We start from the raw sequence: 16546 nt of genomic DNA on the forward strand, positions 1-16546 counted from the left end.
GGTGCGCCGGTCGCACCCGCTCCGTACCGTGGCCCCGAGGTGACCCGACCGCGGCTACTTCACCGATCCGGCCATGATCCCCTGGACGAACTGCCGCTGGAACACGAAGAACACGATCAGCGGCACGATCAGGGAGAGGAACGCGCCCGGCGCCAGCACCCCGATGTTGCTGCCGAACTGCCGCATCTGCGACTGCAACGCCACCGTCAGCGGCTGGGAGTCGTTGTCGGCGAAGAGCAGGGCGACCAGCATGTCGTTCCACACCCACAGGAACTGGAAGATGGCCAGGCTGGCGATGGCGGGCCGGCCCAGCGGCAGCACCAGCTGGGAGAAGATCCGCCATTCCCCGCCGCCGTCCATCCGGGCCGCCTCCAGCATCTCCTTGGGGATCTCCGCGAAGAAGTTGCGGAGCAGGAAGATGGCGAACGGCAGGCCGTAGGCGGTGTGGAAGAGGACCACGCCGGGGATCGAGCCGAACAGCCCGAGCGCGCCGAACATCTTGGCCACCGGCAGCAGCCCGATCTGCACCGGCACCACCAGCATCGCGACGACCAGCAGGAAGATCCAGTCGCGGCCGGGGAAGTCCAGCCAGGCGAAGGCGTATCCGGCGAGGGCGGCGATCGCGACCACGGCGACGGTGGTGGGCACCGAGATCAGTACGGTGTTCCAGAAGGCCTGGACGATGCCCGAATCCTTCAGCAGCGTCGTGTAGTTGTCGAACGACAGCTGGCCGGGCGCGGCCAGCGCCTGCCACCAGCCGCTGTTCGCGTTCGCCGTGTCCGTCCGCAGGGACGAGAGGAAGAGCCCGGCGGCGGGGGTGAGCCAGACCAGGCCGATCACGGCCAGGAAGACCTGGATCGCTCCGCGGCTGAGCCATTTCGACGCTCGCGGCGGGCGCCGGCGGGGCGCGGCGGTTCGCTGCACGGTGGTCATGACTGGCTCCTGCGGAAACGTCGGATGTTGAGCACCATGGCCGGGACCACCAGGAGCAGGAGCAGAACGCCGAGGGCGCTGCCGAGGCCCTGGTTGTTGCCGCCGCCGAAGGAGACCAGCCACATTTGCAGGGCCAGCACATTGGCGTCCTGCTGCACGGGGCCGGGGGCGATGATGTAGACGAGGTCGAAGACCTTCATCACGTTGATCACCATCGTCACGAACACCACGCCCAGGGTGGGCGCGAGCAGCGGCACGGTGATCCGGCGGAAGACCTGCCATTCGTTGGCGCCGTCCATCCGGGCCGCCTCCAGGACGTCGCGCGGCATCGCGGACAGTCCCGCGCCGATCAGGACGAGGGAGAAGCCGGTCCAGATCCAGGTGTACGCGCCGATGATGGCGGGGGTGATCAGCGCCGGGCCGAGCCAGGCGACGCCCTGGTAGGGCGGGGCGAAGTCCTCGGCGGGCAGACGGACCGTATACGCACCGGACTTCAGCCCGGTCAGGCGGTAGGCGCCGTCGGGGCCGGTGGTGGCGCGGGCCGCCACCTTGCCGTGCGGGTCGACGGCCTCGACGGCGAGCCGGGGCAGGCCGCGCTCGGTGCGGTCCACGACGCCGGGCTTGCCGCCGCCACCGGGGGTGAAGTCCAGGAAGACCACACCGCGCAGTTCGCCGTGTCCGGCCGGGGCCTTGGCGGCCCCTGCGGCGGGTACGGCCTGCTGGGGCATGTCCGCGGGGGCGACGCCCACCAGGCCGAGGTTGACGGTCGAGCCCGGTCCCGTATGGCGGGTGGTGGTGTACGAGCCGTCCTTGGCCTTCACCAACTGCTTGTCGCCGATGCGGGTCTTGGCGGAGGGGAAGGAAGCGGTGTTCTGGCTCTGGAAGCTGTCGTGGATGCCGACGGTGACGGCGTTGAGGACGCCGCGCTGCGGGTCCTGCTCGTAGGCCAGGCGGAAGATGATCCCGGCGGCGAGGAAGGAGATCGCCATCGGCATGAACATCAGCAGCTTGAACGCCGTCTTCCAGCGGATCTTCTCGGTCAGGACGGCCAGCACCAGACCGAGTCCGGTCAGCAGCGCGGGCGCGAAGACGACCCAGATCGCGCTGTTGCGGATGGCCCGCAGGGTGGCCGGGTCCTGGAACATCTGCGAGTAGTTGTCGACGCCGACGAAGCGATTGCCGGAGGCGTCGTACAGGCTGCGGATCACGGAGAAGACGATGGGATACGCGACCAGCGCACCCAGCAGCAACAGCGCGGGCAGCAGGAAGACGGCGGCGATCTGCCGGCGGCGGCGCACCGCGCGCCGCCGGGGGGCACCGGCCCCGCCGGACGGGGCGTCCGGCGGGCCGGGCCGGGTGCCGACCGGCGGAGCGGTCGGCACCTCGGAGGTGGTGACAGGCATGGCGGAAATTCCTTAGTTGCGGTACGCCTTGGCCGCGGCGGCCTCGAGCTTGGCGGCCGTGGCCTTGGGGTCCGAGGGGTCGCGCAGGAAGTCCTGGAGCAGCTTCCACTCGCCGGCGCCCTGGGTGCCGCCGAAGGCCGCGGGCGCCTGGTCGGACATGTCGAAGCGGACGGAGTTGCCGGCGTCCGTCAGCGACTTGGCCGCCTGGCGGGTGACCTCGTCCTGGTAGTCGGACGCGGGCACCTTCGCGTTGGGCGAGATGAAGCCGCCCTGCTTGGCCCAGATTCCGGCCGCCTCCGGGGAGGCCAGGTACTTCACCAGCGCCATCGCGGCCTTCTTGTTCTGCCCGGCCTTGAGCACCACGGCGGCGTCACCGCCGCTGACGACCGGGGCCTTGCCGTTGTCGACCGACGGGAAGGGGAAGAACTTGGCGTCCTTGCCGACCTGCTTGTTGAGCTCGTCCTTGACCAGCGCGCCGACGAAATCGCCTTCGTAGGTCATGGCCGCCCCCGGCTGCGGACCGAAGACCTTCTGGACGGACTCGGGGAAGTCGGTGCGCAGGGCGCCCGCACCGCCGCCGGCGACCAGGTTCTTGTCGCCGAAGAGCTTGCCGAGGGTGGTCAGCGCCTTGACGACGCTGGGGTCCGTCCACGGGATCTTGTGCGCGGCGAGCTTGTCGTACTTGTCCGCGCCGGCCTGCGAGAGATAGATGTTCTCGAACCAGTCGGTGAGCGGCCAGCCCGCCTCACCCGCCACGGAGAACGCCGGCACGCCCGAATCGGACAGCGTACGGCCGGACTTGAGCATCTCGTCGTACGTCGTCGCGGGCTTGACCCCGGCCTGCGAGAACGCCTGCGGGCTGTACCAGACCATCGACTTGTGGCTGGCCTTGAAGTACAGGCCGTAGTACGTCTTGCCGACGGTGCCGTAGTCCTTCCACACCTGGGCGTAGTTCTTGCCGACCGCGGCCTCGACGTCCTTGGAGAGCGGCTCCAGCCAGCCCTTCTTCGCGAACTGCTGGAGCACGCCGACCTGGGGGACCATGACCACATCGGGTGCGTTGCCGCCCTCGATCTGGCTGCCGACGACGGTGGAGACGTTGTCACCGGTGGAGGAGAAGCTGACCTTGGCGCCGGTCTTCTCGGTGAAGGCGTCCAGCACCTGCTTGAAGTTCTTCTGCTCGACGCCGGTCCACACCCCGGCCACGGTCAGGCTCTGGCCGCTGAGCGCCTTGTCCCCGCCACCGGGGGAGGCATTGCCGCCGCAGGCGGTCGCGGTGAGCGCCAGGCCGAGCACGGCGGCGCCGGAGAGGGCGGTACGGGCGGTACGCATTGGACGAGCCGGGGAGTGTCTCATCGTGGTCTTCCCATCGAATCGGAGCGGTCGGATCGAAGCGGTCGGTGCGGTGCGATCTATGCGGTGCGATCTGTGCGGAGCGATCTGTGTGGTGCGGTTGCGGTTGGTGCGGTCGAACGGCCCGGGGTGCCGGGTGGTCAGGGGTGTCGCTGCTGCGACTCGGGGGTGTGCATCCACCAGGCCGCGGTGGAGCCGGGCAGCGTCCCCGGGGGGCAGTCGTCGCTGGCCAGCAGGGGGGTGCCGGGTACGGGGGCGGGCACCGCGTCGGTACCGAAGTTGACGGCGCACACCAGGCCGTCGCCGCGGACGAAGGCCAGCACCTGCGGCGGGGTCTCCAGCCAGCGCAGGGTGCCCTCGCCGAGCTGCGGGAGCGTGCGGCGCAGCTGGAGCGCCTCGCGGTACAGATGCCAGAACGATCCGGTGTCGGCCAGGGCCCGGTCCGCGGTGTGCGCGGCGAACGACGCCGGCTGCGGCAGCCACGTCCCCCGCTCCTCCGCGGCGTCCGGTCGTGCGCTGAAGCCGAACGGGGCGGCCGTACCGGACCACGGCAGCGGCACCCGGCATCCGTCGCGGATGTGCTCACGGCTGCCCGTACGGTGGAAGATCGGGTCGGTGAGGACGTCGTCCGGCAGATCGTCGACCTCCGGCAGGCCCAACTCCTCGCCCTGGTAGACGTAGGCGGCCCCGGGCAGCGCCAGCATCAGCAGCGCCGCCGCGCGGGCCCGCGCCGGGCCCACCCCGTCGGCCGCGCCGCCCGGCCCGGTCGCGTACCGGGTGACGGTGCGGACCTGGTCGTGGTTGTTGAGCACCCAGGTGACGGTGGAACCGGTGCTCGCGATGTCGGTGAGCGCCTCGGAGATCACCGTGCGGAAGACCTCGATGTCCCAGGGCGCGGTCAGCAGATGGAAGAAGAACGCCTGGTGCAGCTCGTCGGCCCGGACGTAGGCGGCCTGTTCGCCGGGCGTACGGACCGAGACCTCGCCGACGAGAAGCCGGTCGCGGCCGTCGCGGGCGGTGTACTCCTCGCACAGCGCCCGCCACTCGCGCCAGACGCCGTGGACCTCGGGCTGGTTCCAGGCCAGCGGGTTGACCGAGTCGCGGGTGCGCTCATCGGCCGAGGGGTCGGGGGAGTCGGGCAGTTCGGGGTGCTTGAACAGGCCCGCGGCCACATCGATCCGGAAGCCGTCGACCCCGCGGTCCAGCCAGAAGCGCAGCACCTTCTCGAAGTCCGCGGCGACCTCGGGGTTGCGCCAGTTCAGATCGGGCTGCTCGGGCGTGAACATGTGGAGGTACCACTGGCCGGGCCGCCCTTCCGCATCCGTGACCCGGGACCAGGCGGGTCCGCCGAACATCGCCCGCCAGTTGTTGGGCGGCAGTTCGCCGTTCTCGCCGCGCCCGTCGGCGAAGTGGAAGAGCGCGCGGGACGGTCCGTCCGTCCCCTCGTCCAGGGCGGCGCGGAACCACGGGTGGGCGCTGGAGCAGTGGTTGGGCACGATGTCGAGCAGCACCTTCAGGCCCAGCCGGTGGGCGTCGGCCACCAGGAGGTCGAAGGCGGCGAGATCGCCGTAGGCGGGGTCGACATCGCGGTAGTCGGCGACGTCGTAGCCGTGGTCGTGCTGCGGGGAGGGGAAGAACGGGCTGAGCCAGATCCCGTCCACGCCGAGCTTCTTGAGGTAGGGCAGTCCGCCGCGGACGCCGGCCAGATCGCCCACGCCGTCACCGGTGGTGTCGCGGAAGCTGCGGACGTACACCTGGTAGATGACCGCGTCCCGCCACCAGCGCCGCGCGGTGTCCGAAGCGGTGTGCGGGGCCAGCGAGGGAGAGGGGGTGAGTCCGGCCGAGGGGCCGTTCCCTGCCGAGGTGGTGAGCATCTGCCGTGGTTCCGTTCTTACCTGGGCATGCCGAATCGGCCTGCGGTTCGCCGGTCAGTGGGGGAGCGTGGGGGGAGCACGGGGGGCCGTGAGTGGATGCATGTTAAGTAGGGATGACATTTGTATGTCAACGAAGCTGCCGAAAATGGCAGGGAGATGCCCGGGTTTGGCCGGTTATGTAAAGCCCTCGGAATACTTAACAAGTAACTAGAGGGCGAAGATGATCACGCGAACGGTCAGCCGCGGCCGACGATCGCCGTCAGTTCCCGGCGCAGCCGCGCCACCGTCGCGCCGGTGCTCCGGTCGTGCTCCATCGCGTCATGCATGACCGCCTGCACGGCCAGGCTGACCTGGTCGTAGCGGGGGCTCTTGAGTCGCGGCCGGGCCGTCAGCACGCTGCGTTCGAGCGTCGGCAGATACGGGAAACGCCGCACCAGCCCCGGCTCCTCGTACAGCTCCGCCCACACCGGAGGCAGCGCCCCCTCGGTGAGGACCCGCCGCTGCACCGGCTCGGACGTCAGATACGCGATCAGATCGGCGGCCGACTTCTGGTGGCGCGAATGACTGCTGACCGCCAGGTTGGAGCCGCCCAGCACGCTGGAGCCGGGGCCGTCGGGGCCCGGCAGCGGCACCGCGCCGACCTTGCCGGCGACCTTGCCTCCCGCATGCGGTGCCCCGGGGTGGGCGAGCGCGTACGCATACGGCCAGTTCCGCAGGAACAGCAGCCTGCCGTCCTGGAAGGCCCGCCGGGACTCCTCCTCCTTGAAGGTCAGCGCCCGCCGCGGGATCCACCCCTCGCGCACCCCGTCCAGCAGAAAGGACAGCCCCCGGCGCGCCGCCGCGGAGTCCACCGTCACCCGCGCGCCCTCGCCCGCCAGCACCGTCCCGCCCGCCGACTGCACCGCCTCGGTCACATTGGCGGTCAGCCCCTCGTACGGCAGGAACTGGCCCGCGTAACCGTCCAGCCCGTACTTCGGCGCGACCGTCTTCGCCAGACGCGCCAGCTCGCCCCAAGTACGCGGCGGCCGGACGCCCTCGCGGGCGAGGATGTCCTTGCGGTAGTAGAGCAATCCGGCATTTGTGACATAGGGCACAGCGAACAGTCGGCCCCGGAAGGTGGCGGTGTCCACCACGGGGGGCAGGAAGTGGCCCAGCGGGAACCGCCGCCCGTCCATCGGGGTGATCCAGCCCGCGGCCGCGAACTCCGACGTCCACGCCACATCGATGTTCAGCACATCGAAGCGGTCGCTGCCCGAGCGCAGTTCGCTGGCCATCTGCGCGCGCACCTCGTCGGCGGCGTCCGGCAGCTCGACCAGGGTGACCTTCTCCCGCGGATGCCGGGCGTTCCAGCCGCCCAGGACCCCGCGCAGATAGCCGGTCAGATCGCCGCCGGTCACCAGGGTGATCGGGCCGCGGCCGTCCGTATCGCCGCGCGGACCGCCGGGCTGGGCCCCGGCAATCGCCGCCAGCAGCAGCGAGCACACGAGCAGAGCCCGGCCCGCGGCACGCTTCCACCGCATGGGCTCCTCCTCGCGTCCTCGCGCCGGTGCCGACGGGTTCACGGTCCCGAGGGCAGGCCCCCTGTATACCTGTTAGGCATGCGGGGATACTAGGTCCCGCAGGTAGAGCCGGTGCCCTCCACGACGAGTGCTGCGCTGTCCGGCTCCGCGGCACCACGGGAATCCGGGACCACAGGAATCCACGACGCGATCCGGCACCGGCCGGACGCGTACAGCCGGCCGAAAGGCACGGACCGACAACCACGGGCGGGGAGGGAAGGCGTGCGGCTGCCACTCCTCGCGCTCTTGGTCGGTGGACCCGCCCACGGCTACGAACTCAAACAGGCCCTTGAGAACCTCCTGGGCGCGGCATACCCTCAGCCGAACGTCGGGCAGATCTACGTCACCCTCGGCAGGCTGGAGAAGGCGGGCCTGATCCAGGGGGAGGACGTCGAGCAGTCGGACCGGCCGAACAAGCGCATCTACCGGATCACCGCGGCGGGACGCGAGACGGTGGACGCGTGGTTCGAGCAGTCCACCGCCGAGCCGCGGGTGCGGGACGAGTTCTTCATGAAGCTCGCCCTGGCCCCGTACACGGGGACCGCCGACCCGATCGCACTGATCAACAAACAGCGCCGCCAGTACCTCAAGACCATGCGCGACCTGTCGAAACTCGCCGCGGCCGAGGACCGCGACAACAAGGTGGCGCAGCTGCTGATCGAGGGCGCGATGCTGCATCTTCAGGCGGATCTGGACTGGCTGGAACGCTGCCAAGAGGAGTGGGAATGAACCGCGACGAGCCGCGTGGCCCGATAGTGCGGGCCACCGGCCTGGTCAAGACCCACCGGCCGGAGGGTGCCGCCCCCGTGCACGCCGTACGGGGCGTCGACCTGTCCGTCGAACGCGGCGAGTTCGTCGCCGTCACCGGGCCCTCCGGAGCCGGCAAATCCACCCTCCTGCATCTGCTGGCCGGGCTCGTACGGCCCGACAGCGGCACCATCGAACTCGACGGCCGCCGGATCGACACGCTCAGCGAGGCGCGCCGGGCGATGCTGCGCCGCCGCCACATCGGCGTCGTCTTCCAGTTCTTCAACCTGGTCTCCAACCTCACCGTCGCCGACAACGTCGAGCTCCCCGCGCTGCTGGCCGGCCGCTCCCCCAAGCAGGCGCGCGCCGACCGCACCGAGCTGCTGGAGGAGCTGGGCCTGGCGGCCAAGGAGAAGCGCACCCCCGGCGAGCTCTCCGGCGGCGAACAGCAGCGCGTCGCGCTGGCCCGCGCCCTGGTCAACGCCCCCAGCCTGCTGCTCGCCGACGAACCCGCGGGCAGCCTGGACAGCAAGGGCACCCGGGAGGTGCTCCGGCTGCTCGGCCGCTTCCACCAAAGGGGCCAGACCATCCTCCTGGTCACCCATGACGCCAGGATGGCCGGCGCTGCGGACCGGGTGATCAGCTTCTTCGACGGCCAGGTGGCCGACGACGTCCACCTGGACGGCGGCCGCCCCGGGGCCGATGTGACCGACGTCCTCAGACTGAAGGGCTGACGGTGCGCGCGGCGTCCCGCTGGGCGCGGGCCCACCTCAGAGCGCATCGCGCCGAGGCCGTCCTCATCGTGCTGGCGACCGCCGGGATCACCGTCTCCCTGCTGCTGGCCACCGCGCTGTTCGCCTACGCGACCGACCCCTGGCAGCGGGTCTTCACCCGCTCCGCCGGCGCCCACGTATGGATCCACACCAAGGCCGACGCCCCGGCCGCCTCCCTGGCCGGCCTGGACGAGGTACGGGCCGCCTCCGGGCCCTTCGCCACGGTGCGCACCACGGCAAGCCTCCGGCTCGGCGGCGCCAAGGCGACGCTGGAGCTGCGCGGCACCCCGAGCCGCCCGGGCGTCGCCGCGCCACAGGTGGTCGCGGGACGCTGGCTGGACCCGGCCCGGGACGCGGGCGGCGTCTCTCCCCGGGGCGGACGCCCCGGCATCGTCCTGGACAGCTCGGTGGCCCGTGCCATGTGGGCCAAACCGGGCGACTCCCTCGCGTTGGGTGGTTTCGCCGCGCCGCTGCGGGTGGTGGGCATCGCCGACACCGCCGAGGCGGGCTTCCACGCGGGCGAGACGCCGGGCGTGGCCTGGGTGCTGCCCGGGACGCTCGCCACCTCCAAGGCGGGCCCCGAGCTGCGCGGCCGGACCATCGGGCTGCGCCTCGCCGACCCCCAGGACACCGACTACGTCGTCCAGCGGGCGGTCACCCGGCTCGGCGCCGACCAGATCACCGACGTCTCCACCTGGCGTCAGGCCAAGGCCGAGGCCGCGGGCGACAACCAGCTCCTGGGACGGCTGCTCGGCCTGTTCGGACTGGGCGCGCTGTGCGCCACGGCCCTGGCGGTGGGCGGCGCCATCAGCACCCGCGTCCACGGGCACCTCAGGGACATCTCCGTCCTCAAGGCCGTCGGCTGCACCCCCGGCCAGGTGGTCCGCATGTTCCTCGCCGTGCACCTGGGCTTCGCCCTGCTCGGCGGCGCGCTCGGGGCACTGCTCACCCAGCTCCTCGGCCCGCTCGCCCCCGGCCGGATCGGGGAGGCGCTGGCCCTGTGGCAGGGCCTGCCCGAACACGCCTGGCTGTCCGCCGCCCTCCCCGCCGGCGCGGTGGTCTTCATCGGCTCGGCGACCTGGCTGGCCGCCTGGCGGGCCGGACGGGTGCCCCCGGTGCCGGCAGGCCACGCCGCCGTGGCCTCCGGCCACCGGGCCTCCGGCTCGACCCGCCGCGCGCTCGGCCTGCACATCCCCCCGGCCCTGGTGCTCGGCTGGCGCGCCGCCTTCCACCGCCCGCTGCGCGCCTCGGCGGCCGTGGCCCGGCTGGCCGTCCCCCTCCTCCTCATCACCATCGCCCTCGGCGCCTGGGCCACCCTGGACCGCTTCACCGCCCACCCCGAGAGCGTCGGCCTGCCCGCCGCCCTCACCGCCCGCTCCGACACCCTCGGCGACCAGCAACTGCGCCACCTCCTCGCCGCGCAGCCCCGGGTGACCGCCTACCCGGGCGCCGAGGTCGAGGCCCTCGTACCGGGCCAGACCGGCACCATCACGCTGCGCGGGCTGGGAACGGGCGCGCACCCCTACCCGTTCACCGTCGCGGAGGGCCGCGCCGCCCGCGGCCCCGACGAAGCGGTCGCCGGCCAGGGACTGCTCGACCTCCTCGACGCCCAGGTCGGCGACTGGGTACGCATGACCGTCGCCGGGCAGCCGCATGTCCTGCACATCGTCGGCCGCAGCATCGAGCCGTCCGACAGCGGCCGGGTCATCTCCACCGGCCTGGACACCCTGCGCGACGGCGCCCCCCGGCTGCGCCCCGACTTCTACAACCTGGTCCTGCACCGCGGCGCCGACCGCGCCGCGGTCCGCGACGCCCTGACCAACGCGTCCGCCGGCCACCTGGAGGTCCGGGAAATCCCCAACCCCGCCGATCAGCTCACGATCGTCCGCGCCGTCATCATCGGCCTGATAGCCGTGCTCGTCCTGATCGGCCTGGCCGAACTGTCGGCCACCGTCGCCGCCGCCGTACGCGACCGCGGCCGCGACCTCCTCGCCCTCAGGGCCGTCGGCCTGACCCCCCGCCAGATAGCAGCCGTCATCGTCGCGGCCACCGTCTTCATCACCCTGACCGCCGCCCTCCCCGGCACCGCCCTCGGCGTCTGCGCCGCCGAATGGCTCATCAACCTCCAGGGCCACACCAGCGGCTGGGGCACCGGCATCGCCCAGCGCCCCGCCATCAGCACCCTGCTCCTGATCAACGCCACGGCGGTACTGGCCGCCGCCACGGTCTCGCTGCCCCCGGCCGTCCGCGCGGTGCGCCGCAAGTTGGTGGATTCGGCGGACGGGTTCTTCTGAGCCGGGCGCTCCGAGCCGGGGCGCCGAAGCCCCCTCCCGCCCTTGCTTCCCTTGCCCTCTCGTCCTCCTCCTTGCCCGCTCTTTTACTTGCCAACTCGACAAGTACTTGCCATCCTGGAAACAGTTGACCGGTAGGTGCAAGGGGGAGCGAGCCATGAGCGAAATCGCCGATGCCAGGGAGACCTTGGGGCGGGCGGCCGAGCTGGAAAAGCAGGTGCGGGCGCGAAGCGGCTGGTACGTGCGCTATCTGTGGATGTTCGCCGCCTGGCAACTGCTGCTCGTTCCGGCGGTCCTGCTGTGGCACGGTCCCGCCGCGTCGATAGGCGCCTCGGTGGGCAATGTGCTCGTGGTGATGGCGCTGAGCGCGTATGCCGCGCGGCAGCGCGTGGTGCGCCGTGGCTTCGCCCTCACGCACGGGATCGTGATGGCGTCCTGGGCCGTCCTCTACGTCCTGGCGCTGGTGCTCGGAGAAGCGGCCTTCACCGACAGCCCCGTCTTCGCCGCCGTGGCCGCCGTGGCGTGCGCGCTGCCGCTCGTCACGGGCGCCTTGCTGGAGCGGAGGCGGGCGGCGTGACCGGCGGGCAGGACCAGGGCGCGCCGCAGGCCGGGAACCACCCCCGGCACGACCTCGCCCCCCTGCTCAACGCACCCGTGCGCTTTTCGGTGGTGGCCGCCCTGGCGCCGGTGGAGAAGGCCGAGTTCGCCTTCGTACGCGATCTGGTCGAGGTCACCGACTCGGCCCTCTCCAAACAGGTGTCGCTGCTGGAGGAGGCGGGCTGGGTGCACATCGAAAAGGGCCGGGTCGGGCGGCGCCCGCGGACCTGGCTCTCGCTGACCTGCGAAGGACGGGCCGTCTACCAGCGCCATCTGGCGGCACTGAGGGCCATCGCCGCGGACATGGCTGCGCCACCCGGGTAGACCTCCACCGGTCCGGACCTCCGGCGTTATCCACAGGTCTGGCCGGGTTGTTCGGGGCCGCGTAACGTGACGAGGCATGAAGATCCTGATCAGCGCGGACATGGAAGGCGCAACGGGCGTGACCTGGCCCGCGGATGTGCTGCCGGGGACGCCGCAGTGGGAGCGCTGCCGGCAGATGTTCACCTCCGATGTGAATGCGGCGATCGCCGGGTTCTTCGAGGGCGGGGCCGATGAGGTGCTCGTCAATGAAGCGCACTGGACGATGCGCAATCTGCTGCTGGAGCAGCTCGACGAGCGGGCGCAGATGCTGACGGGGCGACACAAGTCGCTGAGCATGGTCGAGGGCGTCCAGCACGGCGACGTGGACGGCATCGCCTTCGTCGGCTACCACACCGGCGCGGGCACCGAAGGCGTCCTGGCGCACACCTATCTCGCCAACACCCTCACCGGGGTCTGGGTCGACGGCACCCGGGCCAGCGAGGGGTATCTCAACTCCCTTGTGGTGGCCGAGTACGGCGTGCCCGTCGTGCTGGTCACCGGCGACGACCGGACGTGTCAGGACGCCCTGGGGTATGCGCCGGACGCGCCAAGGGTGGCGGTCAAGGACTATGTGTCGCGGTATGCCGCGGTGTGCCGGCCCCCGGCCCGTACGGCCGCCGACATCCGGGCCGCGGCGAAGACGGGGGCGGCGCTGGCGGGGCGGCGCGAGCCGGTGCGGCGCGGGCCGCATCGCGTCGAGATGGAATTCGACGCCGAGCATCTGGTGGGCGCGGCGACGTGCGTGCCCGGCGTGGAGCGCAGCGGAGAGCGCCGCGTCGCGTATACCAGTCAGGACATGTATGAAGCCATCCGGTGCTTCAAGGCGGTCACCACCGTCGTCTCTTCCGCCGTGGAGGAACAATATGGCTGAGCAGCAGGGGGACCGCGCCGGACCCGTCGGCGTTCCCGAAACGGCCGGGTCCGCCAGGGTCGTCGGTCCCGCCCGGGCCGCCGACGCCGTCGCGCCCGTCGACCAGCAGGCCCTGGACGAAGTGGTCCGCTTCACCTCCGAGCTGATCCGTATCGACACCAGTAACGCCGGAGACGGCGCCTGCCAGGAGCGCCCGGCGGCCGAGTACGTCGCCGAGCGGTTGGCCGACGCCGGGCTCGAACCGACCCTGCTGGAGCGCACCAAGGGCCGTACGAACGTCGTCGCCCGGATCGCCGGCACGGACCCCGGGGCCGCGGCCCTGCTGGTGCACGGCCATCTGGACGTGGTGCCGGCCGAGCCCGCCGACTGGAGCGTGCACCCGTTCTCCGGGGAGGTGCGCGAGGGCGTGGTCTGGGGCCGCGGCGCGGTCGACATGAAGAACATGGACGCCATGGTGCTGGCCGTCGCCCGCAGCTGGGCGCGGGCCGGCGTCCGGCCGCGGCGCGATATCGTCCTGGCCTTCACCGCCGACGAGGAGGCCAGCGCCCACGACGGCTCGGGCTTCCTGGCGGACCATCACGCCGACCTCTTCGACGGCTGCACGGAAGGCATCAGCGAATCAGGGGCCTTCACCTTCCACGCGGGCGGCGGCATGCGGCTCTACCCGATCGCGGCGGGGGAGCGGGGGACGGCCTGGCTGAAGCTGACCGCCCGAGGGCAGGCGGGCCACGGCTCGAAGGTCAACCGCGCCAACGCGGTCAGCCGGCTGGCCGCCGCGGTGGCCCGGATCGGCGCGTACGAGTGGCCGGTCCGCCTCACCCCGACCGTGCGCGCCGCGCTGCGCGAACTGGCCGCCCTGCACGACCTCGACGTCGATGTCGCCGCGCCCGACTTCGACGTCGATGCGCTGCTGGCCAAGCTCGGCCCGTGCGCCAAGCTGGTCGAGCCGACGGTCCGCAACAGCGCCAACCCGACGATGCTGGAGGCCGGTTACAAGGTCAATGTGATCCCGGGCAGCGCCGTCGCCTATGTGGACGGCCGGGTCGTGCCCGGCGGCGAGGCGGAGTTCCGCACCACCATGGACGCCCTCACCGGAGCCGAGGTGACCTGGGACTACCACCACGGCGAGGTCGCGCTGGAGGCATCGCTGGAGTCCCCGACGTACGCCGCGATGCGGGCCTCGGTCGAGCGGTTCGACCCGCAGGGCCATGTCGTCCCGTACTGCATGTCCGGGGGCACGGACGCCAAGCAGTTCTCCCGGCTGGGCATCGCCGGCTATGGCTTCTCGCCGCTCAAACTGCCCGTGGAATTCGACTATCAGGCGCTGTTCCACGGCGTGGACGAACGGGTGCCGGAGGAGGCTCTGCACTTCGGCGTCCGGGTCCTCGACGATTTCCTGAGACGGGCTTAGGACAGGATCCGGGGCAGGACCGGGGACAGGCCCCACGGCGCGCCCGCGGGCAGGCGGAGCGCGCAGGACCGTACGGCGGGCACCCACGCGGTGCCGGGTGAAGGAGGAACAGCAGCATGGTGACCACGGCTCCGTACGGCGCCTGGCCGTCGCCGATCGACGCCCGGACGGTGGCGTCCCATGACGGCCGGCCGACGTTCGTCGGCGTGGTCGGCGACGAGGTCTGGTGGACCGAGCCCCGCCCCGCCGAGGGCGGCCGCCGCGCGCTGATGCGCAGACGGGCGGACGGCACCGTGGAATCGCCGCTGCCCGCACCGTGGAACGTCCGCAGCCGGGTGCTGGAGTACGGCGGCCAGCCCTGGGCCGGTACGGTCACCGAGCGCGGCCCCCTCGTGGTCTTCAGTGACTTCGCCGACCAGCGGCTGTACGCCTACGAGCCGGACAGCGGCGCCGCGCCGCGCCCGCTGACCCCCGTCTCCGTGGTCGGCGGCGGACTGCGCTGGGCGGATCCGGTGCTGCGCCCCGAGCTCGGCGAGGTGTGGTGCGTCCTGGAAGAGTTCACCGGCCCGCGGCCGACGGATGTGCGCCGAGTGATCGCCGCCGTGCCGCTGGATGGATCCGCCGCCGAACAGCGCGCCTCGGTAAGGGAGTTGAGCGACTACCGGCATCGTTTCGTCACCGGCCCGCGGATCTCCCCGGACGGGCGGCGGGCGGCCTGGATCGCCTGGGACCACCCCCAGATGCCCTGGGACGGGACGCTGGTGATGCTGGCCGAGATCACCGCCAAGGGGGAGTTCGCCGATGTCCGGCCGCTCGTCGGCGACCTCGGCCCGACCGCGCCCGGCGGCGGCGAGAGCGGCGAGTCCGTCGCGCAGATCGAATGGGCCGCCGACGGCTCGCTGCTGTTCGCCTCCGACCTCAGCGGATGGTGGGAGCTCCAGCGCCTCGACCCGGACGCGCAGGGCGACGGCGTGGTGGCGAGCCGGGGCCTGTGCCCGGCCCGGGAGGAGGAGTTCGGCGGCCCGCTGTGGACCATCGGGCAGCGCTGGTTCCTGCCGCTGGACAACGGCACCCTGGCCGTCCTCCACGGCCGCGGCACCACCGCCCTCGGCATCCTCGACCCCGTCTCGGGAGAGCTGGTGGACGCGGCGGGACCCTGGACGGAATGGGCCCCCACCCTCGCCGTCCACGGCAGCCGCGTCATCGGCATCGCCGCCGGCCCGCGCCGCTCCTACGAAATCGTCGAGCTGGACACCTGCACCGGCCGCGCCCGGCCCCTCGCCGCCGAACACACCGACGTCGTGGACCCGGCCTACTACCCGCAGCCGCAGAGCCGCACCTTCGCGGGCCCCGACGGGCGCGACGTCCACGCCCATGTCTATCCGCCGCACCACCCCCAATACGCCGCCCCCGAGGGCGAGTTGCCGCCCTATGTGGTGTGGGTGCACGGCGGCCCGACCAGCCACTCCCCCCTGGTGCTCGATCTGGAGCTGGCCTATTTCACCTCCCGCGGCATCGGCGTCGCCGTGGTCAACTACGGCGGTTCCACGGGCTACGGCAGGCAGTACCGCGAACGGCTGCGCGGGCAGTGGGGCGTGGTGGACGTCGAGGACTGCGCCGCCGTCGCCCGTGCGCTGGCCGACGAGGGCAGCGCCGACCCCGCCCGGCTGGCGATCCGCGGCGGCAGCGCCGGCGGCTGGACCACCGCCGCCTCGCTCACCACCACCGACCTCTACGCCTGCGGCACCATCAGCTACCCCATCCTGGACCTGGCCGGCTGGGCCACCGGCGAGACCCATGACTTCGAATCGCAGTATCTGGAGTCGCTGGTCGGCCCGTTCGCCGAGGTGCCGGAGCGCTATCGCGAGCGCTCGCCGCTGCACCGGGCGGACCGGATCACCGCGCCGTTCCTGCTGCTCCAGGGGATGGATGACGTGATCTGCCCGCCCGTGCAGTGCGATCGGTTCCTTGCCGAGGTGGAGGGGCGCGGCATACCGCATGCGTATCTCACCTTCGCCGGTGAGGGGCATGGCTTTCGTCGTGCCCAGACCATCGTTCGGGCTGTGGAGGCCGAGCTGTCGCTCTATGCGCAGACCTTTGGGTTTGTTCGGGATGACGTTCCGGGGGTGGCGTTGCGCGGATGATGCCGGTCCGCTGCGCTGTGCCGCCTCCCGCGTTGTCGGCCGTCCCGCCGCGGTTTCGTCTCGCCGTGACTCCCCCAGCTAACGCTGGGAGGTACCCCCAGCGGCGGGCGTGGGTGGGAGGGAGGGGCCAGTGGGGGCGGGTGTGGTGTGTCACGTACGCGTACCCGCTGGTTTTGAATTCGGCCTGGTCAGCGCTGAACTGACGTGCCATCAAGAACCGCTGTCAG

13 protein-coding genes are annotated in these 16546 nt (G+C 71.9%); 8 read left to right on the forward strand and 5 right to left on the reverse strand.

Annotated elements, in window-relative coordinates; all coding sequences use genetic code 11:
• Positions 1-54: 54 nt before the first annotated feature.
• The 5 genes from B1H19_RS32560 to B1H19_RS32580 all read right to left on the reverse strand — a co-directional run bounded on the left by B1H19_RS32560 (position 55) and on the right by B1H19_RS32580 (position 7083).
• Positions 55-933 carry a carbohydrate ABC transporter permease gene (locus tag B1H19_RS32560; RefSeq protein ID WP_083108479.1) on the reverse strand — a complete coding sequence of 293 codons (879 nt, stop codon included), beginning with the start codon at positions 931-933 and terminating at the stop codon, positions 55-57.
• The gene (locus B1H19_RS32565; RefSeq protein WP_083108480.1) at positions 930-2336 is read right to left on the reverse strand and encodes an ABC transporter permease subunit; all 1407 of its coding nucleotides are present in this window, start codon (positions 2334-2336) and stop codon (positions 930-932) included. The genes B1H19_RS32560 and B1H19_RS32565 overlap by 4 nt, the downstream gene beginning before the upstream one ends.
• A 12-nt stretch (positions 2337-2348) precedes the next feature.
• A complete protein-coding gene (locus tag B1H19_RS32570; RefSeq protein ID WP_083108481.1) occupies positions 2349-3668 on the reverse strand; it encodes an ABC transporter substrate-binding protein in 1320 nt (439 codons plus the stop codon).
• A 161-nt stretch (positions 3669-3829) separates the two neighbouring features.
• On the reverse strand, positions 3830-5563 hold the full coding sequence (locus B1H19_RS32575; protein WP_083108482.1) for a glycoside hydrolase family 13 protein: 1734 nt from the start codon (positions 5561-5563) through the stop codon (positions 3830-3832).
• 236 nt (positions 5564-5799) lie between these two features.
• Positions 5800-7083, reverse strand: coding sequence for an ABC transporter substrate-binding protein (locus B1H19_RS32580; RefSeq protein WP_083108483.1), 1284 nt, complete (start codon positions 7081-7083; stop codon positions 5800-5802).
• 261 nt (positions 7084-7344) lie between these two features.
• Here B1H19_RS32580 and B1H19_RS32585 point away from each other — a divergent pair, with 261 nt between their 5' ends.
• The 8 genes from B1H19_RS32585 (at position 7345) to B1H19_RS32620 (ending at position 16319) form a co-directional block, all read left to right on the forward strand.
• Positions 7345-7851 (forward strand): PadR family transcriptional regulator, encoded by a 507-nt coding sequence (locus B1H19_RS32585; protein ID WP_083108484.1) that lies wholly within the window; start codon positions 7345-7347, stop codon positions 7849-7851.
• A complete protein-coding gene (locus tag B1H19_RS32590) occupies positions 7848-8603 on the forward strand; it encodes an ABC transporter ATP-binding protein (protein ID WP_083108485.1) in 756 nt (251 codons plus the stop codon). Before B1H19_RS32585 ends, B1H19_RS32590 begins: the two co-directional genes overlap by 4 nt.
• 2 nt (positions 8604-8605) lie before the next feature.
• Positions 8606-10936 (forward strand): ABC transporter permease, encoded by a 2331-nt coding sequence (locus B1H19_RS32595; protein WP_083108486.1) that lies wholly within the window; start codon positions 8606-8608, stop codon positions 10934-10936.
• 154 nt (positions 10937-11090) lie between these two features.
• Positions 11091-11510, forward strand: coding sequence for a hypothetical protein (locus B1H19_RS32600; protein WP_083108487.1), 420 nt, complete (start codon positions 11091-11093; stop codon positions 11508-11510).
• Complete coding sequence (locus tag B1H19_RS32605; protein WP_083108488.1) at positions 11507-11854, forward strand: winged helix-turn-helix domain-containing protein; 348 nt, start codon at positions 11507-11509, stop codon at positions 11852-11854. Before B1H19_RS32600 ends, B1H19_RS32605 begins: the two co-directional genes overlap by 4 nt.
• A 76-nt stretch (positions 11855-11930) precedes the next feature.
• Positions 11931-12764, forward strand: coding sequence for a M55 family metallopeptidase (locus B1H19_RS32610; RefSeq protein WP_083108489.1), 834 nt, complete (start codon positions 11931-11933; stop codon positions 12762-12764).
• Positions 12757-14175: a M20/M25/M40 family metallo-hydrolase gene (locus B1H19_RS32615; RefSeq protein ID WP_083108490.1), complete on the forward strand. Its 1419-nt coding sequence runs from the start codon at positions 12757-12759 to the stop codon at positions 14173-14175. The genes B1H19_RS32610 and B1H19_RS32615 overlap by 8 nt, the downstream gene beginning before the upstream one ends.
• Positions 14176-14291: 116 nt before the next feature.
• The gene (locus tag B1H19_RS32620) at positions 14292-16319 is read left to right on the forward strand and encodes a S9 family peptidase (RefSeq protein WP_083108491.1); all 2028 of its coding nucleotides are present in this window, start codon (positions 14292-14294) and stop codon (positions 16317-16319) included.
• Positions 16320-16546 lie beyond the last annotated feature (227 nt).

This window comes from Streptomyces gilvosporeus (assembly GCF_002082195.1).
Taxonomy (GTDB): domain Bacteria; phylum Actinomycetota; class Actinomycetes; order Streptomycetales; family Streptomycetaceae; genus Streptomyces; species Streptomyces gilvosporeus.